This is a genomic window from Chryseobacterium sp. GVT01B (assembly GCF_019970045.1).
Taxonomy (GTDB): domain Bacteria; phylum Bacteroidota; class Bacteroidia; order Flavobacteriales; family Weeksellaceae; genus Chryseobacterium.
Genome location: NZ_JAHXYI010000006.1, coordinates 299,772 through 323,333, shown reverse-complemented (window position 1 = coordinate 323,333; position 23,562 = coordinate 299,772). Strand labels below are relative to the sequence as shown.

Sequence of the window (23,562 nt, the reverse complement as noted above, 5' to 3'; positions counted from 1 at the left end):
AGAATGGTTATTTATCATTTAAGTACAGAATGTTATCCTGTAGCAAAAGTAGGCGGTCTGGCAGATGTTGTCGGGGCACTTCCGAAATATCAGAATAAAATAAAAGGAATAGATGCTAAGGTAGTGATGCCTTGGTATAATAAAACCTTTGTCTATGATCATGAATTTGATCTGGTTTTTGATGGGTTTATTCATCAGGGAGATCATATGCTGCAGGTTCAGGTGTTGAAAGAAAAAACAAATGTTCTGGGATTTGAGTTGTATATGGTGAAAATTCCCGGGTTACTAGACAGAGAAAACCCTTATGGATATCAGGATGAAAGCTTCCAGTTTATGGCTTTTCAGCATGGAGTGCTACATTGGCTGTGCGCTATGGAAATTCGGCCTGATGTACTGCATTGCCATGATTATCATACCGGTCTGGTTCCTTTTATGGTAGAAAACTGTTCGGAATTCGGATTTTTAAAAGGTGTGAAAACAATAGGTACCATCCACAACGGAGAATACCAGGGAATGATGAGCTGGAATATGGCGAATTATATGCCTTCTTTTAATGCTTATCAATGGGGACTGATGGATTGGAACGGATTCATGAATCCTCTGGCAAGTATGATCAAATGTGCCGATGCTTTTACTACCGTTTCCGAAGGATATCTTGAAGAACTTTTTATTAGCTTCCGCGGACTGGAAAGCCTGGTTCGTCAGGAATTCGGGAAAGCCTATGGAATTATCAACGGTATTGATACCGAAGTCTGGAACCCTGAAACTGATCCAATGCTGGATTTTAATTTTAATAGCAAAAATGCAGTCGCTCAAAAGAAGAAAAACAAAGAAAAACTCTGCAAGGAGTATGGTTTGAAACCCGAACTTCCTTTATTTGCCTTTATCGGAAGATTCGCTACGGAAAAAGGAGCTGATCTATTACCGGATGTAGTATGGAGGAGCATTAAGCAAAGCTACGGAGCTTTAAATATCATGATTCTCGGCTCAGGAAATACCTATATTGAAAATAAATTAAAAGAATACGACTATACGTACACCAATTTTGCTTTAGATTTGGGATACAAAGAACATCTTTCCCATAAAATATATGCCTCGGCAGATTTTCTTCTGATGCCTTCCAGGGTAGAGCCTTGCGGACTGAATCAAATGTATTCCATGAGATATGGAACCGTTCCTGTGGTAAGATATACAGGAGGTCTTAGAGATACCGTAGAAGATATTTCAACCGGTGGAGCAGGGCTTAATTTTACGTATCCTGGTGTAGATGATGTTGTACATGCGATGAACAGGGCAATGGCAATTTATAATCAAAAAGGAGTCATGGAGGAACTTATCCATGCCAACATGAATTTTGATTTTGCATGGGAGAAATCTGCAGAAAAATACATAGCTTTATATAATAGCTAAATATGAGAAAGCTTTTTTTATTTCTATTAATAATAATTATAGTCTCTTCCTGTAAAAAAGAAGATGACGGACTCCGTAATGGTTATTTCTGGCTATACGGGGTTGGTCTTAAAGATAGATATGGAGAAGAAGCGACCAATGGTATTTCTGAAAAATGGAAAATAAAAACAGTAGATGCCGGCGGATGTATTATTGATGACGAGCTGGAAAAAAAGATAAACAGGGCGAATAAAAAAACACTGGCCGCTATTACAAAAAAATATGGTAAAGGCTGGGAAACAAAATATGATAAGGATATAGAAAATTTTGCCTTGAAAAGCGCAGATGTAATGGATGTGCTGATTGTAAATAAAATGTTCAGAAGCAAATTGAAAGACCACAATATTCCTATTGATGATGTGGACAAACAGGTTAAAGAACTTAATGATCAGGGAGAATACGAAGTGGCAATAGTTAATTCAAATCTGAAATATGAAAATAAAGAATGCTTTAAAGTAGCAGTAAACACTAAGAACCGAACAGTAAACTTAATAAAATAAAAAAAACGCAAGATATTTATGAATCGAAATGTAATCTCCATTGTTTTAGGAGGAGGCAGAGGGACAAGACTATTCCCGTTAACGTATTCCAGATCAAAACCAGCTGTTCCTATTGCGGGAAAATACAGACTGGTAGATATTCCTATTTCAAACTGCCTGAATTCAGGACTGAATAAAATTCTGGTTTTAACACAGTTTAATTCCGCTTCTCTCAATTCACACATTAAGAACTCTTACCATTTTGATATTTTCAGCAAAGGCTTTGTCGATATTCTGGCAGCAGAGCAGAATGTAGAAAATGACAGTTGGTATCAGGGTACTGCAGACGCTGTACGTCAAACAATGAAGCACCTTGAAAAATATGATTATGACTATATCTTGATTCTTTCAGGAGATCAGTTGTATCAGATGGATTTCAGAGAAATGCTGGATTTTCATATTGAAAACGGAGGAGATCTTACCATTGCTACCATTCCGGTGAATGCAAAAGATGCCACTGGTTTTGGAATCTTAAAATCTGACGATGAAGGAAACATCACTTCTTTCTATGAAAAGCCGGATTATGATTTGCTGGAAGGGATGAAATCTGAAGTTTCAGAAGCTAATAAACATACAGGAAAAGAATTCCTTGCTTCTATGGGAATCTATATTTTCACTAAGAATATCCTTAAAAAGATGTTTGAAGAAGGAGCAGGTGATGACTTCGGAAAAGATATCATTCCGAGTTCTATTGGAAAATACAAAACATTGAGCTATCAGTATGAAGGATATTGGACAGATATTGGAACTATAGAATCTTTCTACGAGGCCAATCTTGACCTTTGCCTGGATTTGCCGCAGTTTAATCTTTTCTCTTCTTCACCTATCTATACCAGAGCAAGGATGCTTCCACCATCAAAAATTAATGGTTCATACGTAAGTAAAGCTGTTTTTGGAGATGGATGCATCATCATGGCAGATAAAATTGAAAATTCCGTGATTGGAAACAGAACAAGAATAGATAAAGGAAGTACCATCGTAAATTCTTACGTAATGGGAGCCGATTTCTATCAAAATACAACAGAAATTGTCCTGAACGATAGAGGCGGGCGTCCTAATATGGGAATCGGTAAATACTGTTATATAGAAAAAGCAATTCTTGATAAAAACTGTTACATAGGTGATAATGTAAAGATCATCGGAGGAAAACATATTCCTGATGGTGATTATGGAACTTATTCAGTTCAGGATGGGATTGTGGTTGTGAAAAAAGGAGCTGTAATTGCTCCGGGAACACATATCGGATGAAGAGGAAGAAGCAAGAGCAAAGCCAGAAAATAATCAAAAATCTACGATCTATTTCTGTCTAACAGTATCCTCCAGCTTCCCTCACCCCGCTTCCTGCCTTTAACTAGGTTAATTATTGTTAAACATACAATCAGAGTGATCAGCATATTGTTCACTCTTTTTATTTGTATTATTTTTGTGCGATGCGTATTTTTAAGATATTAACTTTTATCGTTGTTTTGTTGGGGGGAGCTTATGCTGCTTCCATGTATTATTTTGTGGACGAAAGTAAAAACTTCACCATTGAAAAAGAGATTGATTATCCGGTAGATAAGGTTTTTTCACAGTTTAATAATCTTCAGAATTTCACAAGATGGAATAATTTTTTTACCAGTTCACAGTCTATCGATATTGATTATTATACGCCTTATGAAGGGCAGGGAAGTGCCATTAGCTATGTAGATCCTAAAAATGATACCGATGGAGAAATGTTCATCAGGTATGAGAACCTTAATAAGACCCTGAAATACCAGCTTTTTGAGGATGAAAACGAAAATCCAACTTTGGTTGATGTTAAGTTTAAACCTGTTTCTGCAGAAAAAACAAAAATCATTTGGTACGTACATACCCCGAAATTATCTGTCTGGAAAAGAGTAGGGAACTTCTGGACGGAAGACCGTTTTGCCGAAAACATCAACAAAAGTATGGCAAATCTTAAAAACTCTTTAGGAAATAAAGTAGAAAAAGATAACCAGATGGCCGCTATTAAATACGACAGTCTGATGGTGGAAAATGAAGAAGACAAACTGTTGTTGGGGATCAATGTAAGTACATCGAACAAGAAAGATGCACTTTACAAAAATATCGTGATGAATTATAACAAAGTCTATAATTTCGTGACGATGGATCTTGGAAAAAGAGATGATGAATTTGGATATCCAATCCTGATCACAGATGCGGATAATTACAAAGACAAGGAGGTTTCTTATTTCCTCGGAATTCCACTTTCTAAGAAAATTGGAGTGTCGGATAATAATTTCAATTTTAGATCCGTAAATCCGTCTCAAAATTACGTAATGTACTATAAAGGGAACTATGAGGGCCGAATTCGGGCAATTCAGCAGCTCATTCAGAAAGCCAAAAAAGACGAGATGCGCTTCGGAGATATCCGCCAGACCTTTATTGAACGTCCGATGGAAGGTCAGGAGGTAAACGTTAAGCTCTCATTATCAGTGTATAAGTAATTTTTATTTAATTATTTTTTTCTTAAGTTTTTTTAACGGTTTCAGACTGTTCTAACTCGGTTTTTTTTATTAAATTTGAAGATTAATTCTACAAATAAATTTTAATAAATAGATAAACTGTAATAATGGACAGATTTTCATTCCTAAACGCAGCTCATTCTCAGTTAATTGAGGATTTATACCAACAGTACTTAAAATTCCCAGACTCTCTAGAACCATCATGGAAAGCTTTCTTTCAAGGCTTCGATTTTGCTTTGGAGAACTATGGAGACGACGATAACATCCAGTTTATTCAGGCTTCGGCCAGCGCTGCCCCGGCAGTACAACAGATTTCTCAGGCAGTATCAAACGGAGAAGTTCCTGAGCATATCAAGAAAGAATTTAAAGTAGTAAACCTTATTGAGGCTTACAGAACAAGAGGGCACCTTTTTACAAAAACTAACCCGGTTAGAGAAAGAAGACACTATACACCTACTTTAGACATCGAAAACTTCGGTCTTTCTAAAGAAGATTTAAATACAAAATTCAACTGCGCGGTTGAAACAGGAATGAAAGAACCTGCTACTTTGGCAGATTTGATCAAGCACCTTGAAAGCATCTACTGTGATTCTATCGGAGTAGAATACATGCACATCAACAACGTTGAAGAAAAAGATTTCATCAAAAGATGGCTTCAGGTAAATGAAAACCATCCAAGTCTTTCTGCCAACGAAAAAACAGAAATCTTATTAAAATTAAATCAGGCAGTTGCTTTTGAAAACTACCTTCATACAAAATTTGTAGGACAAAAAAGATTCTCATTGGAAGGTGGTGAAACATTAATCCCTGCTTTAGATCAATTGATCTCAAGATCTTCTCAGTTAGGAGTAGATGAAGTAGTATTAGGAATGGCTCACAGAGGTAGACTGAATGTATTGACTAACATTTTCGGGAAATCTTACAAGCAGATCTTCTCTGAATTTGAAGGAAAAGAATTCGAAGAAGACGTATTCTCTGGTGACGTTAAATATCACTTAGGATCATCTAAAAAAATCAAAACAGCTTCAGGAGAAGAAGTTTGTATCAACCTTACGCCAAACCCGTCTCACTTAGAAACGGTTGCTGCTCTTGTAGAAGGTATCTGTCGTGCAAAAGTAGATGACAAATACAAAGATTACTCTAAAGTATTGCCAATCATCATTCACGGTGACGGAGCGATTGCCGGACAAGGTATTGCTTACGAAGTGGCTCAGATGATGACATTGGAAGGATATAGAACAGGAGGTACCGTTCATATCGTTGTCAATAACCAGGTTTCATTTACAACCAACTATATGGATGCAAGATCTTCAACATACTGTACAGACATTGCAAAAGTTACAGAATCTCCTGTAATGCACGTAAATGCTGACGATGCTGAAGCGGTTGTTCATGCCATCCACTTTGCTGCTGATTTCAGAGCGAAATTCGGAAAAGACGTTTATATTGACCTTTTAGGGTACAGAAAATATGGTCACAACGAAGGTGATGAGCCAAGATTTACTCAGCCTAACCTTTATAAAACGATTTCAAAACACCCGAATCCAAGAGAAATTTATAAAGATAAATTATTGAAAGACAGCGTTACTTCAAATGACGTAATTGCTAAGATGGAAACGGAATTCAAAGCTCTTCTGGACAAAGATTTTGATGCTTCTAAAGAGATTGAGAAAAACGTAATGGATCTATTCATGGCTGAAGACTGGACGAATTATCCAATTGGAAAGAGAGGAGCAGTTCAGTTGCCTGTGGATACCAAATATGATGCAGCGAAGCTTAAAGAATTAGCACTTAAAATGTCAACACTTCCTGTTGATAAAAAGTTCATCAATAAAATTACAAGACTTTTCGAAAACCGTATCAAAGCTATTGAAGGAAACTCATTAGACTGGGCGTTAGGAGAGTGGTTAGCATATGCTACACTTCTTGTGGAAGGTCACAATGTAAGAATCTCCGGAGAAGATGTGGAAAGAGGTACTTTCTCCCACAGGCATGCTGTAGTAAAAACAGAAGATACAGAAGAAGAATATATCCCGTTAAGACACGTATCGGAAAGCAGATTTGATGTATTCAACTCTCACCTTTCAGAATATGGGGTTCTAGGTTTCGATTACGGATATGCAATGGCATCTCCAAATACATTGACCATCTGGGAAGCTCAGTTCGGAGACTTCGTGAACGGTGCTCAGATCATTGTTGACCAGTACCTTGCTGCTGCAGAAGAAAAATGGAAAATCCAGAACGGATTGGTAATGTTATTACCTCACGGTTCAGAAGGACAGGGTGCTGAGCACTCTTCAGCAAGACTGGAGAGATTCCTTACCCTTTGTGCTAACGAAAACATGGTAGTAGCGAATATTACTTCACCTGCCAACTACTTCCACTTATTGAGAAGACAGTTGAAATGGGGCTTCAGAAAACCATTAATCGTAATGAGCCCTAAATCTCTATTGAGACATCCTAAAGTGGTTTCTCCAATCGAAGATTTTGCAAACGGTACATTCCAGCCAATCTTGGACGATCCTACTGCAGATCCTAAAAAAGTAGAAAAAGTAGTTCTTTGTTCAGGTAAACTGTACTTCGAATTATTAGCGAAGAAAGAAGAACTGAACTGTGAAAATATTGCATTAGTAAGATTCGAGCAGTTATATCCGCTTCAGACAGATGCTATTGAAGCGATCTTCAACAAATACGAAAACAAAAAACAATTGGTTTGGGCTCAGGAAGAACCTGAAAACATGGGAGCTTGGTCTTATATCCTGAGAAACTTCAGAGATACAGGAATCCAGGTAGTTGCTCCGGTACCAAGCGGTGCTCCGGCTCCAGGTAGCCACAAAATGTTTGAGAAAAACCAAAATGCAGTGATCAACAGAGTTTTCGACAGAGATGATGCTCCTGCAAAAAGACCAGTTACAGCTTAATTTAAATAATATCCAATTAAAAAATAAAAAATACTCGATATGTCAGTTTTAGAAATGAAAGTTCCTTCACCGGGCGAATCAATTACAGAAGTTGAAATTGCAACTTGGCTTGTAAAAGATGGTGATTATGTAGAAAAAGATCAACCTATCGCCGAAGTGGATTCAGATAAAGCAACTCTTGAATTGCCGGCAGAACAAAGTGGTGTGATCACTTTAAAGGCAGAAGAAGGTGATGTAGTACAGGTAGGTCAGGTAGTTTGTTTAATTGATATGGATGCTGCAAGACCAGAAGGTGCTGCACCTGCTGCTGAAGCTCCAAAACAGGAAGAAGCTCCAAAAGCTCCAAAAGCTGCTGAACCTGCTAAACAAGAGGCTCCAAAACCAGCTGCTCCGGTAGCTGCTCCACAAACTTATGCAACAGGAGCTCCATCTCCGGCTGCTAAGAAAATCCTTGACGAAAAAGGAATGGATGCTGCTCAGGTTTCAGGAACAGGAAGAGACGGAAGAATCACTAAAACTGATGCTGAATTAGCGGCAGTTCCTGCTTTAGGAGGAAGCCCTATGACGGCTACAGGTGCTAGAACTACCACTACAACTAAACTTTCAGTTTTAAGAAGAAAAATCGCTCAAAGATTGGTTTCTGTGAAGAATGAAACAGCAATGTTGACGACTTTCAACGAAGTGGATATGTCTGAAATCTTCAGATTAAGAAAGCAATATAAAGAAGAATTTGCTCAAAAACATGGAGTTGGACTTGGTTTCATGTCTTTCTTTACAAAAGCAGTGACAAGAGCATTACAAATGTATCCGGATGTAAATGCATCTATCGACGGAGACTTCAAAGTAAACTATGACTTCTGCGATATTTCAATTGCCGTTTCTGGTCCTAAAGGATTAATGGTTCCGGTATTGAGAAACGCTGAAAACATGTCTTTTGCTAGCGTAGAAGCAAACATCAAAGATCTTGCTATCAAAGTAAGAGACGGTAAAATTACGGTTGACGAAATGACTGGTGGTACTTTCACGATTACAAACGGTGGTACTTTCGGATCTATGATGTCTACACCAATCATCAATCCTCCACAATCTGCAATCTTAGGTATGCACAATATTATCCAGAGACCAGTAGCTGTTGACGGGCAGGTAGTAATCAGACCAATGATGTACGTTGCAATGTCTTATGACCACAGAATTATCGACGGTAAAGAATCTGTAGGATTCCTTGTTGCGGTAAAAGAAGGTATCGACAATCCTGTTGAAATATTATTAGGAGGTGACGAAAGAAAAGGCCTTGGATTATAGTTTTAATGAAATTATAATGTAAATATATTATCTCGCCTTATAAAAAAGGCGAGATTTTTGTATTTATTAAGAAAATGCTACAATGATGTTTTCAAAAATGACTTCCAATATCAAAGTTTCAGTTATACCTGAATATGATAGTAAAAACAGTTATCCATCCGAAAACCGTTACGTTTTTAAATACAATATCACGATAGAAAATGACGGAAGCTTTCCTATCAAAGTATTAAAAAGAAAATGGTTAATCTTCGATGTCGGATTCGGATACACAGAGATTATAGGTGATGGCGTTATCGGCTTGACTCCTGAAATAGGAACAGGTGAAAATTTCGCTTACTTCTCCAATGTAATGCTTCGTTCCGGAGTAGGAAATATGAGCGGAAAATACCTGGTTAAAAACCTCGAAACACAGGAGACATTTGAAATTGATATTCCAAAATTCAATCTGTTGTCTGAAGTGTTGAGTAATTAATGATTAATAAATGGCAGACTAAGAACCCGGGTTCTTATTAAAGCTTTTTTATTTTCGCCTTCATATAATCGTTTACTTCATCATTGCTGGTGAGAAATAGCTTCTCAAAAGCCAGCAGCGAGATCTTTGCACACACTTCAGCATCTGCACCCGCTCTGTGGTGGGTGAAATCAATTTTATGATATTCGGCCAAAGGTTTTAAACCGTATTTCGGAAGGTAATTCCATGATTTCTTAGCAAGCTGAATACTGCACAGATAGTTTATTTTCGGAGTAAACATACCGTAATGTTCCAGGCATCCTCTTAAAACAGAAGCGTCAAATCCTGCATTATGAGCAATCATAAGGCTTCCATACATCATATCCTGAGCTTCATACCATACTTCATCAAAGGTTGGGGCATCTTTCACATCTTCCGGATGAATTCCATGCACAGCAATATTGAATTTACTGAAATAAGGAAAACTTGGAGGTTTAATCAGCCAGGTCTTTGTCTCAACAATTTTAGAATCCTGTACCACACAGATTCCCATCTCACAAGCTGAACTTTTCTCGTGAGTGGCCGTTTCAAAATCTATTGCACAGAAATCCATTGTTTTAAAATTATAAGTTGTTGATCGTTGCTAGGTTGTTTTTGTTGCTGGTTACTAGTTCTCTGGTTTAGAGTTAAATGTTCAAGGTTTAAAGTTTTCAGTTTAAGGTTAATTGAAGTTATGAATTTTTACTCTAATGAATCTTAGTTCATGATAAGTAAGAAAGTCGTAATTTTCAACTAATCCCTAATCCCTGCAACCTATTACCTATCATCTGCCACCTAAAAAATGCTTAAATATCAGCCATTTTGATTGGTAAAACTGACTCTTCTGGTGTTTCTGACGAAGTTTCCATGTTCCGGGAAGCTGGGCATAAAATCCAAAATGAGCTCTTACAACCGCCCACAGATGTGGAAAACCTTGTTTTAAACCGAAGTAAATCCCGGCAACACCGTCCAGGCATAATCTGAAAAAGATCAACCAGATCAATTGTGGAAAAGGAAGGTTTTTAAGCATCATGGAAAGATTATTCCGGATGTTTAAATAAGTCTTCTGTGCACTCTGTTTATTGAGCGTTCCACCACCTACATGATATACACGGGCTTTTCCGGTATAATAAATTTGTTTCCCGGAATTAATAAGCCTCCAGCAAAGGTCAATTTCTTCCTGATGGGCAAAGAATCTTGCATCAAACCCATTCTGCTCCCAAAAGTCTTTTGAACGGACGAAAAAACAGCACCCTGATGCCCAGAAAATTTCTGTTTCATCATTATACTGGCCTTTATCTTCTTCCAGAACATCAAAAATTCTTCCTCTGCAATAAGGATATCCAAGATTGTCTATCAATCCGCCTGCAGCTCCTGCAAATTCAAAATAGTTTCTATTATGATAAGATAATACTTTAGGCTGTACTGCTGAAATGGAAGGATTTTCTTCCAATAATTCCAAAGCAGGTTCTATCCAGTTTTCGGTAACTTCTACATCAGAATTAAGAAGACAGTAATATTCATTCGGGATAGCTTTCAATCCTTCATTATAACCCCCTGCAAATCCATAGTTTTTATCGTTTTTAATAACGGTTACTGTGGGGAAATTCTTTTGAAGAAATTCAATGGAATCATCAGTAGAAAGATTGTCAATAACAAAAATATCTGCATTCTGAGAAAATTGAACCACACCCGGCAGAAATTTTTCAAGCCAATTTCTGCCGTTCCAGTTTAAGATGGCAACTGCCAGTTTTTTCTGCATTTCAATTTATTTTTTTTCAGAATCAAAATTTTTGATAGCGTCCTGATATTTCCATTTTCTGTGTGACCAAAGGTAGTTGTCCGGATTTTTGTGTAATGTATTTTCCAATAACTTATGGAACTTTCTTACGACTTCATTTTCAGTAAACTTTTCACCATCAGGATAGATTCTGTGATAATTTACCTGATAATAACCGCGCTTTACCTTCTTCATTTCACAATAGATAAAAACAAGATCCATCCTTGTGGCAAGCTTATCATATCCTATAAAAGCAGGAGTCCGCTGATTCAAAAATTCTAATCCATAGGTGACGTGTGCGTGGTGGGGAGTTTGGTCAGCTACAAACATATAAGCAGAATCACCGTTGTTTCTTGATCTGAAAATATTCAGGATTACTTCATTGGCTTCCAATGCCTCATTTCCGAATTTGTTTCGGACCTTCCTCATCTGATTCTCCCAAAAGTCATTATTTACCCTTCTGTATACAGGATGGCAATGTGCCTGTGGAATAATTCTTGCCAGTGCATTAATCCATTCCCAGTTGAAAACGTGACCTGCCAAAAGAATAATATTTTTGCCTTCAGCCTTAGCTTCATGAAATAAATGTTGATTGATATGCTGCATTCGCACTCTGGATTCTGTTTCCGAAATGCTGAAAGATTTGATGGTTTCTACCAGATAATCTGAAAAATTAAGGTAGAATTTTTTTCGGATCTCTTTAATTTCTTCTTCCGATTTATCCGGGAAAGATTTTTTCAGATTTTGAGTGATTACCTCTTTTCTGTATCCTACCAGATAATAATTCAGGAAAAAGATGACGTCCGAAAAAATATATAATATTTTAAGCGGCAGCTTCGAGATCAGATTTAATATTTTGATTAGAAAATTCATAAAACACGCAAATTTAGTGATAATAAAATTATGGTTCTATTTTTGCAGAGGGATATGTATTATTTTTTTACTTTTATATTATGAAAAAATTGATAATTTTCGCTTCTCTTGGATTAAGTGCATTTGCTTTTTCACAAGAAGTGAAGAACTCCCCGGATAAAGGAAAGCAAAAAACAGCGCTTATAGTGCCTACTGAGCAGAAAGACTTAGATGCGAAGAAAAAAGCAGCTGAAGAAAAAGCCAAGCTTCCTAAACCCTATGATCCAAAAGCGGACGCAGAGGCAGATATTAAAAAATTGGTAGCTCAGGCTAAGAAAGAAGGTAAGAATGTTATGATCCAGGCCGGTGGAAACTGGTGCATCTGGTGTCTTCGTTTTAATAATTTTGTGCAGAATACTCCCGAGCTGAAGGAAATTGTAGATAAAAAGTATGTTTACTATCATCTGAACTATTCCCCGGAGAATAAGAATGAAAAAGTTTTTTCTCAATATATCAATATTAAAGAACAACAGTTTTATCCATTTTTTATCATTTTAGATAAAGATGGTAAAAAGGTTCATGTTCAACAGAGTGAGGTATTAGAGGAAGGAAAAGGATATAGTAAAGAGAAAGTAAAAGAATTTCTGGAAAAAGGAAAAGTTATTTAAAAAGAAAACCCGTTCATTAAAACGGGTTTCTTTTTTATTATCTTAAGCAGCACAAAACTCCATACGTATTGCACCCTTTCCATTAGCATCATAGCAGGCTGCTGCACCTGAATACTGAATACACGAAGTACAAGAACTGATATATACCATGCTGCCGTCCGAGCAAGATGAAGCACATGATAATCCTCCTGTTAGTTTACTTAATTTTTCTCTTGATAATTTTTTCAAATTTTTCATGGTTATAGAATTTAGTTTTAAGCAGTAAATATATTGTTTTTTTATTTAAAATCTCCAATTAGGGATAAATTACATTAATTTTTTAATCCAGTTTAATTTTTTCTCAGAATAAGGTGGATATTTGATGTTCGGTTCACCCCAGGTGGCTTTTTCAAGAACTGCTTTTTGATGTGAGAAAGTTTCAAAACCATATTTTCCATGATAATTTCCTATCCCTGAATTTCCCACGCCTCCAAATGGCAGATGGTCATTGCTCAAATGCATTACCGTATCATTGATACAGCCACCTCCGAAAGATAGTTTTCGGGTAAAGTTTTCTTTTTCTTCTGAATCATTGGTAAAAAGATAAGCTGCTAGTGGCTTTTCAAGCTCTACAATAGAGTTGAGTGCTGCATTATAACTCTGAAAACGGATTACAGGAAGCAGAGGTCCAAAAATTTCTTCCTGCATGATTTCATCATTCCAATCTATATGGTTCAGAATAGTAGGCTCAATGTAAAGTTTTTCCTCATCAAAATGCCCACCCGAATAGATTTTTTCTTTATCAATAAGGCGCACAAGACGCTGGAAATTTCGTTGATTAATGATTCTTGTGTACTGTTCAGAATTGTGATCATATTTGAACTCTTTGATATATTTTCTGAGCATTTCCAAAAACTGCTCCTGAATAGTTTCTTCCACCAACAGATAATCGGGGGCTACACAGGTTTGTCCGGCATTGAGGAATTTTCCCCATACAATTCTTTTAGCAGCCATTTCGAGATTGGCATTTTTAGTGACAATTGCAGGAGATTTTCCACCCAGTTCCAGCGTTACAGGAGTTAAATGTTCTGCAGCCGCTTTATAAACAATCTTTCCAACTTTTGTACTTCCTGTAAAAAATATTTTGTCAAATCTTAATTGTAAAAGAGAAGTTGTTTCTTCAATACCTCCCTCATAGACATACAAATAGTCAGACGGAAAATTTTCATTGATGATGGATGCCATCGCTTTCATTGTATTTTCAGCGATTTCGCTGGGCTTAAGAATACAGCAGTTTCCTGCAGCCATAGCCGCAATAATTGGAGAAAGGGATAACTGATAAGGATAATTCCAGGCTCCGATTACCAGGACACAACCAAGAGGATCAGCATACACTTTACTGTTTCCGAGCTGGTTAACAAGATTGGTCTTTACTTTTTGAGGTTTTGAAAGAGATTTTAAGTTTTTGATATAATAATTAATGTCATTCAGAATGAAGGATAGCTCTGTTGTGAAAGTATCAAACTTTGACTTTCCAAAATCTTTGCTAATTGCTTCATACAGCATGTTTTCATTAGAAATAATAAGGTTTTTAAGCTTTTCAAGATACATTTTCCGAAAAGCGGGACTTTTGGTTTGCTGTGTTTTAAAAAAATCTCTTTGGCTCAGTAAAATTCTTTCAATTTCCATTGGTAAGCTTTTGTATTAAACGTAGTGCTTTATGCAATATTGCTGCTTGAAAAATACGAACAATAAACCGGCCAAAGTGGGAGAAGAAGGGAGATTGAAGATGAGAGTTAGAAACAGTAAGTTTATCACTTAATTTAAATTTAACGCAAAGTTCGCAAAAGATTTGACTGTAAAATGGGAAATTACGTTCGCAAAGGCGCTGACACTTAGCAGAGTTCATTCATTGTGTACATAGGTGAATGAAATACCTTTGCGAACGGAAAATATATACCCCTTAGTGTATTCCTGGCGTTTAAGAAACTATCTTATCCAAATCTATCTGTTATTTATGTCTTCAGTAGCTTCTATCTTCAAGCTTCCAGCTTCCTTCTTTTTAGCATTACATTATATTTCGTACTGCTATTTTCGCAGGATGATAAAGCAGTAAGCAAAGCGCAGTAATAAATGCGAGCCAGAAAAGTCCGGTAAAAATTTCCATATTGGAAAGGAGAATAGATTGTGCAGTAATTTTAGCCTTAAAAGCTCCTGCGGTCATAGATAAAGAATCATTCACAGACAGTTTTGAAATATTGGCCCCGAAAACCTGAGACCATTGACTGTAAAAAACAGGATTGGTGTCTGTAAAGTTTGCGCTGAGTGTATCAGAATGTTTTAAGGTTAAAAACAACATCAGGTTTTGCATCAGTGCATACCCGATAGCCGTTGTCCAGAAACGGGTTGTTGTCCCTAAAGCTGTAGCATTGGCAACATATTCTTCCGGTGTTGCTGAAATCAAAAAGAAAACAAGTGGTGTAAATAATAATCCCTGAGCAACCCCTTGCAGAAATAAGGGCGGACAAATCGTTGAAAGGGTAGTATCCGGATAAAAAGTATAGGTAAACCATGCGCAGTCGATGGCGAGTAAAAGAAATCCTGTAAAGAAAACAATTCTTGAGGAAACTCCCCGGACCAGGCAGATTCCTGATAATAATATACCAAGAAGAGTTCCTGCTACGTTCCAGTATTGGATATTGACAATATAATCCCACGGCCATTTCCATACGGTAGCCATGACGGTGTATACATTATTAAGTCCGGAGCGGATCAGGTAGAAAATAAAAAACAGGATCATTCCAGCAATCACATTTTTTGAGCTGAAAACTTCAAAGTGAAACAACGGTCTTCTGGAATTTCTTTGTTTAAGCATGAATAGCCCTCCTGAAAGAAGAAATATAAACAGGCACATGATAATAGTGTCTGATTCCAACCACATTAATCTTTTTCCATAAATAATTGCATAACCGCCAGCCTGCAGACATACCCAGAGCAAAAACCAGCTGGTAATATCCAGTTGGTACAAAGGTTTTTTTGGAAAGAACCTGTTTCTGTTGAATAAAGCAATACCGATTATCAGTACAAATACATGAAAGTAGGCCATCATGAGGATCATATGCTGGAAGTCATAGTTTTCAATACTTGATTTCAATAGGGAAGTGGTTATTGTTCCTCCTGTCAGCATGATGGTATACATAAAAAGATAAGCCACCACTTTGGCATGTCTTGTTTTTAGTTCGGCAATAATCAGAGGGAGGAAAATGGCACCTTCCAGCAGCCCGAAAATTCCTTCTAAAAACCGGATCACCAGAATAACATGATAATCATGTGTTACCGATAAAACATAAAGGATAATCACAGAAATGGAAGCCATTAGCAGAACGTAATATTTCACGCTGAAATAAGCCATAAACCTTTGTATAACTAAAAGGGTAACCACAAATGTCCCGTACATCAAAATCATTAAATACTGAATGTCATCTGAATCGACATCCATAAAAGAAGATGTGAAGGCGCTGTTTGAATGTAAAAGCGACAACAACATCAGGTGGGGAAACAATGCCAGTATAAGAAGCGGCAGTTTCAGCCATTGTGGTACCCATTTATGATAAACTGTATTGTGTTGCATAATTTTTTGGAAAGCATTAATTAAGGAATGCTGAAAAGGCAGATAAGCAAATTCGCGGCTGTACCTGAATTTAAAAATGCGAAAAGACAAAAGTGCAAGGTGTAAAAGTAAAAGGTAAAATGGCGAATGTGCTTAAGAAAAAATTTGCAGATTCGCTATTTTGCAGTTCTGTCTTTTCGCTAAAAAAATAATTTAATTGTAAAGTCTGAAATGTATTGATTGGAAGGTAATTTTGCACTCTAAAACTCTAAAACTCTAAAACTCTAAAACTCTAAAACTCTAAAACTCTAAAACTCTAAAATCCTCCCACACTCAAACTCATATCTTCTTCGCGCTCACCAGAACATTCATTCCGGAAAGCAGTTTTTCGTTGTCTTTATTGTTGTCAAGAATGATTTTCACAGGAAATCTCTGTTCAATTTTTACAAAGTTTCCGGTGGCATTATCCGGTTTTACCAAAGAAAACTGGGATCCTGATGCAGGAGAAACGGAAAGTATTTTTCCTTTAAATTCCATATCGGGATACGCATCTGCAGTAATGATAACTTCCTGGTTCTGATCAATCTGTCCAAGCTGTGTTTCTTTGTAATTGGCAATGATCCATTTTTCTTTGCTGACGATCTGTACTAAAGCCTGGCCATCCTTAATCAATTGACCTTCCTGAATGGTCTTTTTTCCGACCCATCCATCATAAGGAGCGGTAATCACTGTATAAGAAAGATAAAGTTTAGCATTGTTCAGACTCGCATTACTCTGCTGTATCTGGCTTTTAACCGGAGCAACCTTTGTCTGCTGTTCACTGGCTCCGGCTCTTACTGCATTTTTTTGCTGTTCCAATGCCAGAAGATTGGCTTTTGACTGTTCATAGGACGCCTTTACATTCTCAAATTCCTGTTCGGTAGCAGCATCTTCGGTCAGTAAGTTTTTATATCTTTTATAATCCTGCTCCGTTCTCCAGATATCAATTCTTGCAGAAGCAATTTTGGCATCAATGATCTTTGTATCGCTTTCTTTGGTATTGACGCCGCTTTCAATAGTGCTGATGGTAGCTGTATTGACGTGGAGATTGGCTTCTGCCATTTGTACCTGATTCACAAACTCTCTGTTATCTATGATGATTAAAGTATCCCCTTTATGTACAAACTGATTTTCATTAAACTTTATCGTTTTGATAAACCCGGAAACCTTGCTGGATACAGGCGTGATATATTGTTCGATCTGTGCATCGTTGGTAGTGACATTCTTTCTTGAAAAAAGATAAAAACTGACCATTCCTGTAATTCCGCTGATGATCAGGATCCAGGCCAGTAGAGTAATGGACTTGTTGATTCTTTTTTCCTTTTGTGTCAGTTGTTTCTGTGCCATAGTTTTTATAAGTTTCCAATCGTATATTGGAGTTGGTAATATTTAAGTTGTCTGTTTATTTTTACGGAAATAAGGTTGGATTCTGCCTCAAGATAAGTATTGTCGGCATCTATCAGCTCAGTGATAAGACTTAGTTTGTTCGCGTATTTTGTTCTTACAATGCGATAATTTTCTTTTGCCTGATTAATCGCTTCTTCAGCAATTTTCACTTTCTGGTCTGTTTCTTCAAACTTCTTGTAAGCTTCGTACACGTTGTGTCTTATTTTTTCTTCATTTTTCGCTATCTGAAGTTTAGCAAGATCTATATTTTCCCGTGCTTCCTGCATTTTATACTTATTCTTGTACAAGCTTTCAATAGGATAGGTAAGATTTACCCCAACCATTCCCAAGCGATAGGCATAGGGTTCAGGAGGGAAAAACATCATATTCGGGTACTTTAAAAAATATTCTCCGCCTGCTGTAATTTTGGGTAAATAATTCGCTTTGGTGATTTTTTGATCCAGTTCTTTCAGTGAAAGATTTTTGTGGGTGATTTCAACAGATTCATTTTTATTTAAAGCCGTTTCAGTCAATTCATCAACATAAGGAATTGCTGCGTTATCCGAAATAAGATCTTCTGTATTCACATGCATTTCCTGATCTTCCGGAAGAGAAAGAATAGTTTTCAGCTTATGCTCTGCAATCTGAATATCGTTATCCAGCTCTGTCCAGCTCATTTTATGATTGGAAAGCTGCAGGGAAGTTCTCAATACTTCATTCACTGTTACGACACCGTTAGCTTTAAGAGCTTTTACTTGTTTGATGTTGACAGAATCCTCTTTCATTTTATCATTAATGAGACTCTGCTGTTCCTTTAAATGATGGATCTGCAGAAAAGCCGTGATGATTTCCATGGTAAGTTGTCTCTCGTCCAGATGCGTTCTTAAAGCTGAAATTTCAGTGTCAATAGCCGCTTTCTTTTCCGTATTCTTTATTTTGCCGCCCATGTATACCGGAATTGAAGCAGATAATGTAAAGTCATACATACCATTGATGACATCATACTTTGTTGCTTTGTTAAATACACCATTTTGGTGCTGATACAAATTGGTTACCTGGGTATAGCTGGTATGAAATTCAATGTCCGGAAGCTTTTCCATTTTGAGATCTTTCTCTTTGGTAGCGGACATTTCCTGTTTTAGATGACTTATCTGTATGTTTTTGTTGTTTTTCAAACCAATCTCTACCGCTTGCTGTAAGCCGAGGTGTTGGTAATCTATCATCTGTGAATGTAAAAAGCTGCTCAATAATAAGCACAACGCGATGCACAGATACCGGCATGCGTTAAATATGATATTCATAAATTAATTAAAGGATTTTTGCTAAAATGATTTTGATGCAGCAAAGTTACGGCGACATGCATAGTACCCGATTTGTGAAAACAGAAAAAGATTTGCTCATTTACGCCAATTTGAAAATTCTTCTTATCTTTATTTTATGAATGACAGCCATTTTGAAGCAGTAGAAGAGGATGATGCCGAATTTTATATCTATCATGTCCTCACAGGCAATGTAACAACAGATATTCATTATCACAGTTCTGCACAATTAGTCTATGCAGAAGGAGGTATTGTGCATGTTTTCACCGATCAGAGGCACTGGTATCTTCCTGCAAGGTGCTTTATGTGGATTCCGGCCGGGACACCTCACTATATTTTTTCTACCAGTCCGAAAGTTGATTTATATAACTTTTATTTTAAAAAAGAAGAAAATGAAAATGGCTTTTTTGATGAAATTAATATTTATTCCGTCAATAATTTGCTTCGGGAGATGATTTTTCACACTAAAGACTGGGATGGGAAAATTACAAAAAATGATGGCTCTAAATATTATTTTCTCAAAGCTTTTAAGGGTGTTTTACAGGAAAAAAAGAATAAACATCTGGCATTCCCGATACAGCACCCTTTCCCAAAAGATGAAACCTTACTGAAGATTGCAAGATATATTCATGCAAACCTTGAGAAGCCTCTTACCATAGAATCTACAGCAAAAGAATTTGGGATGAGTACCAGAACCCTTTCGAGGAAATTTAAAGAGATTCTGGGCATGAATTATGTCCGTTTTCTACGGGCATTACGGATTACCCGTTCCCTTGAACTGATGCTGGAAGGAAAATATAATATGTATGAAATAGCTATGATGGTAGGGTACAATAGCCTGTCATCTTTCAGTAATATTTTCAAAAAAGTAATTGGGATTGCTCCTACGGAATATCAGCAGAAACTGAGAGGGGATAAGTAATGAGTGAGAGTGTTTGAGGGTTTCGCGATACGAGATTCGGGATTTGTGGTACGAATTGCTGCTATTTAAGTTTAAATACAGGCATATCAGGAATAATATAAGTCAGGATTCCCTGAATTCCCCTTCTCTGAAGGGGTGGATTTTTGCAAAGCAAAAAGACGGGGTAGTTTATCATTTGCCTAATCAACAACCTACATGTTCTATGTTTACAAACAAAAAAAACACCTCAAATAAATGAAGTGGTTTGTATGGTGAGAAAATCTCAGTTGCTTAAATTAAGCTTCTTCAGATTTAACTTCTTCCTTCTTAGCAGCAGGAGCAGCTACAACTGGAGCGTCAGATACGATATCGAATTCGAAATTGTACTCAACGTTTCTGTGTAATCTGATGTTTGCTGTTACTTTACCAGTTCTCTTAATAGTGTTTCCTGGGATTTTGATGTATTTCTTCTCTACAGAAACTCCAGCTTTAGCTAGAGCAGCAGAAAGATCAGCATTGTTGATAGATCCGAATAATTTATCACCAGAACCTACTTTTGCAGGGATAGTGATAGAAGTTTTCTTCAATTGATCTACTACAGCGTTAGCAGCAGCGATTAATTTAGCTTCTTCTTCTTTTCTAGCTTCTAAAGTAGCTTCTAGAGCTGCTTTGTTTTTAGGGGTAGCTAAAAGAGCAATTCCTTGAGGAATTAAAAAGTTTCTAGCATAACCTGGCTTTACGCTTACTGTATCAAACTCAAGTCCTAAGTTTTCTACGTCTTGTTTTAGGATGATATCCATTGTTGTTGTCCTTTTTTTAGATTTTAGAGTGATCTAAAATCAAGTTAGAATTAATTATTTATTCAGCAACAAAAGAAGAGGTTGCCCTCTTCTTTTATTTATTTTTTGTCTTATTTCAATAAGTCAGCTACGTATGGTAGTAACGCAAGGTGTCTTGCTCTTTTGATAGCAGCAGAAACTTTTCTTTGGTATTTTAAAGAAGTTCCAGTGTATCTTCTTGGTAAGATTTTACCTTGCTCGTTTACAAATTGTAATAAGAAATCAGCATCTTTGTAATCAACGTGCTTAATTCCGTATTTTTTGAATCTACAATATTTCTTTTCAGATTTTGTATTGATATCAAGCGGAGTAAGGAATTTTACTTCTGATTCTCCTCCAGCTGAGGCTTGTTTAGCCATTTCATCTATTGCCATGTCTTGTCTTTTTTAAAAAATAGGGTTAATAATTAAGCTTTAGCTGCTTTTACTTTAGTTCTTCTAGTTACAGCATACTCAACAGCATGTTTGTCAAGTTTCGTAGTAAGGTAACGGATTACTCTCTCGTCACGCTTAAATGCTAATTCTAGATCAGCTACTACACTACCTTCTCCTTTGAATTCGATTAGAGTATAGAACCCGTTCTTTTTCAATTGGATAGGATAAGCTAATTTTTTTAATCCCCAGTTTTCTTTAGCAACGATTTCGCAGTTCTTTTCTTTGATAAGATCTACATACTTGTTCACTGCTTCCTCTACCTGTGACTCAGATAGAACGGGAGTTAAAATGAAAACAGTTTCGTAATTGTTCATAATGTTAAATGAATTTGTTAATTATTTCGAGGTGCAAAAGTAGAGAATATATTTCTTATATGCAAGAGGATTCGTGAAATAGTTGATTATTGATGGTTGAGAGTTTAAAGTTTAGTGTTTTGGGAAATTGCTTCATATTATAATTAAAAACTGTTTTCAATAGTTACTTTTAAAAGAAATCAACTTTCAACTCAGGATTTCTGACTAATCTTTTTGTCTTAATTCTGCAAGAAAATTCACTTTCAATACATCGTATAACGAATGCCTGCTTACTAAAATAGAAGCAATGGAAGAAACCATTCCTGCCAGCATCAGATGGAAAATCAGGGAATGTCTGTCAGTCATCTCCAAAACGATAATGGCTGAAGTAAAAGGAGCCCGGGTAATTCCTGTAAGAAAAGCGACCATTCCGGCCAAAACAACAACATTGGTTTCGTTGGGTGTTAAATGAATAGCACCAGAAATAACAGAGCCTATACTAGCTCCTGCTGAGAGGGCGGGGGCGAAAATTCCACCCGCACCACCGGAAGTAAAAGAAAGTGCAGGGCCAAGCATCCTTAAAACCGGAACATACCAGTCTTCGTGTTTATCCTTCGTAAAAAGGACGCGCTCCATAATTTCTTTCCCAGAGCCCAGAATTTCTCTGTTGATGAAATAAGCGATTGAAGCAATAATTAAAGCACAGATAATCAGGAATATCACATTGGCCTTATCCGTTTTCAGTTTGTTCTTTTTCCAGCTGTTGATTTTGAGCATAGCAACAGAAAGCTGACTAGCGAGAATACCCGCAACCGCAGCAACAAGAACAATAGGGAACATTACCATTAAAGAAACATCATTGGTCTTCGGATATCCCAGATATAAATAAGATCCGGCTAAAGTCTGAGCCGTTAAACCTGCAATAATGACAGCCGTAAATAGAGCGGTTTTAAAATAATTGATATGGGTTTTGGAAAGTTCCTCAACTGCAAATACAATTCCTCCCAACGGAGTGTTGAAAGCTGCGGCAAGCCCGGCTGCGGCTCCTGTCATAATCATGTTTTTCTTGGAAATCTTCGGCCACCATTCGGGAAGATACTCGTTGACCTTTCTGAAAACAGAACCTGCAATCTGAATGGTAGGTCCTTCACGTCCTACCGCACCACCTCCGATTACCAGAATAACTGAGGAAAGGATTTTGAAAAAAATGATTTTAATACTTAGAAGATTTCTGATTTTTCGGTGTTCTTTCGGATTGGCGAGTTCTACTGCGGCCATTACCTGCGGAATACCGCTTCCTTTGGCGTTGGGGGCAAATTCTTTCACCAGCCACCAGGAAAGTACAAATCCTATGGGAGCAATAATGAAAATCATCCATGCATGCCAGTTAAAGATAAAATTCATGAGATGTTCACCCCAGGCAAATACCTGTGCATACATTACGGCAAAAAAGCCTGTAATAACAGATCCTATCCAAAAAGGAATAGCCTGAAGAAGGTTGTGCTTCAGCTGTTCGTTCCGGATATTGTCAAAGGAATTTTTGATAGATTTCCGTATAAGGATGAAAATTTTCAGCATTTGTCTGTTTTGAGGGGATGAAATTATGGTAAAATTCTGGAAATTATAGGTCGTTTAAAAACTTTGAGATGATTTCACTATTTCCAATGGTAAGTATTTCCGGTAAACCAAAGCTCAGAATATTATTTCTCACTTCGAGTTTAAAATTTTCATTTGGAAAGACTTTTATTGTTTCTTTTCTCTTTTGGTTTAAAAAATTGATGGCTTTATATTGATCACTTCCTAAAACATAGAAATCTTTAAAATCATGATCTTTAAAGTTGATATTAAAACTGCTGAATATTCCTGCAATCTTATCCATTAATCTTTTCTTGTTAATGGAAATATATCCAAAATCTTCTTCAAGTTTTTTTAATCCCCAAAGTTGAATGGTGTCAAATTTACGACCTAAACGACCTCCTCTTGATGTAATCCCAACTTTGCTGACAACAAAAAGGTAGAAAGAACCGTTATTATTTCTGTCTTTTACCAAGTAACAGATTTGAGGAATGAATAATGGATACATGTCATGCGAACTGAATTGCTCATAAGGAGAGTCTTCAATATCAATCACTGAAATATCATAATCTAAAGAAAGCTGATCGTAAACTTCAGTAATGAGCTTTTCATCCTGCTCAGTGAAGGCAGAAAATTTTGTCATGTCATACTTTCTGTAATCCAGATCCATTATTGAATATTTATTTGTTTAAAAATA

Annotated in this window: 22 protein-coding genes; 9 read left to right on the top strand and 13 right to left on the bottom strand. The window is 36.8% G+C overall.

The genetic code is table 11. From position 1 onward, the window contains the following. Positions 1 to 3 precede the first annotated feature (3 nt). From LC457_RS16330 to apaG, 7 genes are all read left to right on the top strand, one after another. Positions 4 to 1,410: a glycogen synthase gene (locus LC457_RS16330; RefSeq protein ID WP_223600832.1), complete on the top strand. Its 1,407-nt coding sequence runs from the start codon at positions 4 to 6 to the stop codon at positions 1,408 to 1,410. Between the two features lie 2 nt (positions 1,411 to 1,412). Beyond that, a complete protein-coding gene (locus LC457_RS16325) occupies positions 1,413 to 1,949 on the top strand; it encodes a hypothetical protein (RefSeq protein ID WP_223600831.1) in 537 nt (178 codons plus the stop codon). Between the two features lie 18 nt (positions 1,950 to 1,967). Continuing rightward, positions 1,968 to 3,236: a glucose-1-phosphate adenylyltransferase gene (locus LC457_RS16320; protein WP_105701372.1), complete on the top strand. Its 1,269-nt coding sequence runs from the start codon at positions 1,968 to 1,970 to the stop codon at positions 3,234 to 3,236. Between the two features lie 182 nt (positions 3,237 to 3,418). Further along, positions 3,419 to 4,459, top strand: a complete 1,041-nt coding sequence (locus LC457_RS16315) for an SRPBCC domain-containing protein (protein ID WP_105701373.1) — start codon at positions 3,419 to 3,421, stop codon at positions 4,457 to 4,459. A gap of 125 nt (positions 4,460 to 4,584) precedes the next feature. After that, positions 4,585 to 7,398, top strand: a complete 2,814-nt coding sequence (locus tag LC457_RS16310) for a 2-oxoglutarate dehydrogenase E1 component (protein ID WP_223600830.1) — start codon at positions 4,585 to 4,587, stop codon at positions 7,396 to 7,398. Between the two features lie 39 nt (positions 7,399 to 7,437). Then, positions 7,438 to 8,700, top strand: coding sequence for a 2-oxoglutarate dehydrogenase complex dihydrolipoyllysine-residue succinyltransferase (gene odhB / locus LC457_RS16305; RefSeq protein WP_223600829.1), 1,263 nt, complete (start codon positions 7,438 to 7,440; stop codon positions 8,698 to 8,700). An 82-nt stretch (positions 8,701 to 8,782) separates the two neighbouring features. Continuing rightward, the gene (gene apaG / locus LC457_RS16300; RefSeq protein ID WP_065398091.1) at positions 8,783 to 9,172 is read left to right on the top strand and encodes a Co2+/Mg2+ efflux protein ApaG; all 390 of its coding nucleotides are present in this window, start codon (positions 8,783 to 8,785) and stop codon (positions 9,170 to 9,172) included. A gap of 37 nt (positions 9,173 to 9,209) precedes the next feature. On the opposite strand, the gene LC457_RS16295 is transcribed toward apaG, so the two are convergent. The 3 genes from LC457_RS16295 to LC457_RS16285 form a co-directional block, all read right to left on the bottom strand. Beyond that, positions 9,210 to 9,764: a 3'-5' exonuclease gene (locus LC457_RS16295; RefSeq protein WP_223600828.1), complete on the bottom strand. Its 555-nt coding sequence runs from the start codon at positions 9,762 to 9,764 to the stop codon at positions 9,210 to 9,212. A gap of 210 nt (positions 9,765 to 9,974) precedes the next feature. Next, positions 9,975 to 10,952 carry a glycosyltransferase family 2 protein gene (locus LC457_RS16290; RefSeq protein ID WP_223600827.1) on the bottom strand — a complete coding sequence of 326 codons (978 nt, stop codon included), beginning with the start codon at positions 10,950 to 10,952 and terminating at the stop codon, positions 9,975 to 9,977. Between the two features lie 6 nt (positions 10,953 to 10,958). Then, the gene (locus LC457_RS16285) at positions 10,959 to 11,843 is read right to left on the bottom strand and encodes a lysophospholipid acyltransferase family protein (RefSeq protein WP_223600826.1); all 885 of its coding nucleotides are present in this window, start codon (positions 11,841 to 11,843) and stop codon (positions 10,959 to 10,961) included. An 80-nt stretch (positions 11,844 to 11,923) separates the two neighbouring features. On the opposite strand from LC457_RS16285, the gene LC457_RS16280 reads away from it, so the two are divergent. After that, positions 11,924 to 12,490: a thioredoxin family protein gene (locus LC457_RS16280; protein WP_223600825.1), complete on the top strand. Its 567-nt coding sequence runs from the start codon at positions 11,924 to 11,926 to the stop codon at positions 12,488 to 12,490. 42 nt (positions 12,491 to 12,532) lie between these two features. Here LC457_RS16280 and LC457_RS16275 read toward each other — a convergent pair whose 3' ends face one another. The 5 genes from LC457_RS16275 to LC457_RS16255 all read right to left on the bottom strand — a co-directional run bounded on the left by LC457_RS16275 (position 12,533) and on the right by LC457_RS16255 (position 18,805). Further along, positions 12,533 to 12,727 carry a hypothetical protein gene (locus LC457_RS16275; RefSeq protein WP_156118912.1) on the bottom strand — a complete coding sequence of 65 codons (195 nt, stop codon included), beginning with the start codon at positions 12,725 to 12,727 and terminating at the stop codon, positions 12,533 to 12,535. A gap of 69 nt (positions 12,728 to 12,796) precedes the next feature. Next, the gene (locus tag LC457_RS16270) at positions 12,797 to 14,158 is read right to left on the bottom strand and encodes an aldehyde dehydrogenase (RefSeq protein WP_223600824.1); all 1,362 of its coding nucleotides are present in this window, start codon (positions 14,156 to 14,158) and stop codon (positions 12,797 to 12,799) included. A gap of 379 nt (positions 14,159 to 14,537) precedes the next feature. Further along, complete coding sequence (locus tag LC457_RS16265; protein ID WP_223600823.1) at positions 14,538 to 16,100, bottom strand: MFS transporter; 1,563 nt, start codon at positions 16,098 to 16,100, stop codon at positions 14,538 to 14,540. A gap of 318 nt (positions 16,101 to 16,418) precedes the next feature. Then, the gene (locus LC457_RS16260) at positions 16,419 to 17,465 is read right to left on the bottom strand and encodes an HlyD family secretion protein (protein WP_223600822.1); all 1,047 of its coding nucleotides are present in this window, start codon (positions 17,463 to 17,465) and stop codon (positions 16,419 to 16,421) included. 5 nt (positions 17,466 to 17,470) lie between these two features. Beyond that, positions 17,471 to 18,805, bottom strand: coding sequence for a TolC family protein (locus LC457_RS16255; protein ID WP_223600821.1), 1,335 nt, complete (start codon positions 18,803 to 18,805; stop codon positions 17,471 to 17,473). Positions 18,806 to 18,941: 136 nt separating this feature from the next. Here LC457_RS16255 and LC457_RS16250 point away from each other — a divergent pair, with 136 nt between their 5' ends. Further along, entirely contained in the window at positions 18,942 to 19,745 is an 804-nt protein-coding gene (locus LC457_RS16250; protein WP_223600820.1) for an AraC family transcriptional regulator, read from the top strand. Positions 19,746 to 20,020: 275 nt separating this feature from the next. Here the strand turns inward: LC457_RS16250 and rplI are convergent, their stop codons facing one another. From rplI to LC457_RS16225, 5 genes are all read right to left on the bottom strand, one after another. Continuing rightward, positions 20,021 to 20,524 carry a 50S ribosomal protein L9 gene (gene rplI, locus LC457_RS16245; RefSeq protein WP_047385291.1) on the bottom strand — a complete coding sequence of 168 codons (504 nt, stop codon included), beginning with the start codon at positions 20,522 to 20,524 and terminating at the stop codon, positions 20,021 to 20,023. Positions 20,525 to 20,634: 110 nt separating this feature from the next. After that, complete coding sequence (gene rpsR, locus LC457_RS16240) at positions 20,635 to 20,937, bottom strand: 30S ribosomal protein S18 (RefSeq protein WP_002979091.1); 303 nt, start codon at positions 20,935 to 20,937, stop codon at positions 20,635 to 20,637. Positions 20,938 to 20,969: 32 nt separating this feature from the next. Then, a complete protein-coding gene (rpsF, locus tag LC457_RS16235; RefSeq protein WP_047374382.1) occupies positions 20,970 to 21,311 on the bottom strand; it encodes a 30S ribosomal protein S6 in 342 nt (113 codons plus the stop codon). 204 nt (positions 21,312 to 21,515) lie between these two features. After that, positions 21,516 to 22,868 carry a chloride channel protein gene (locus tag LC457_RS16230; protein WP_223600819.1) on the bottom strand — a complete coding sequence of 451 codons (1,353 nt, stop codon included), beginning with the start codon at positions 22,866 to 22,868 and terminating at the stop codon, positions 21,516 to 21,518. Positions 22,869 to 22,911: 43 nt separating this feature from the next. Further along, complete coding sequence (locus tag LC457_RS16225) at positions 22,912 to 23,535, bottom strand: hypothetical protein (RefSeq protein WP_223600818.1); 624 nt, start codon at positions 23,533 to 23,535, stop codon at positions 22,912 to 22,914. Between the last annotated feature and the right edge of the window lie 27 nt (positions 23,536 to 23,562).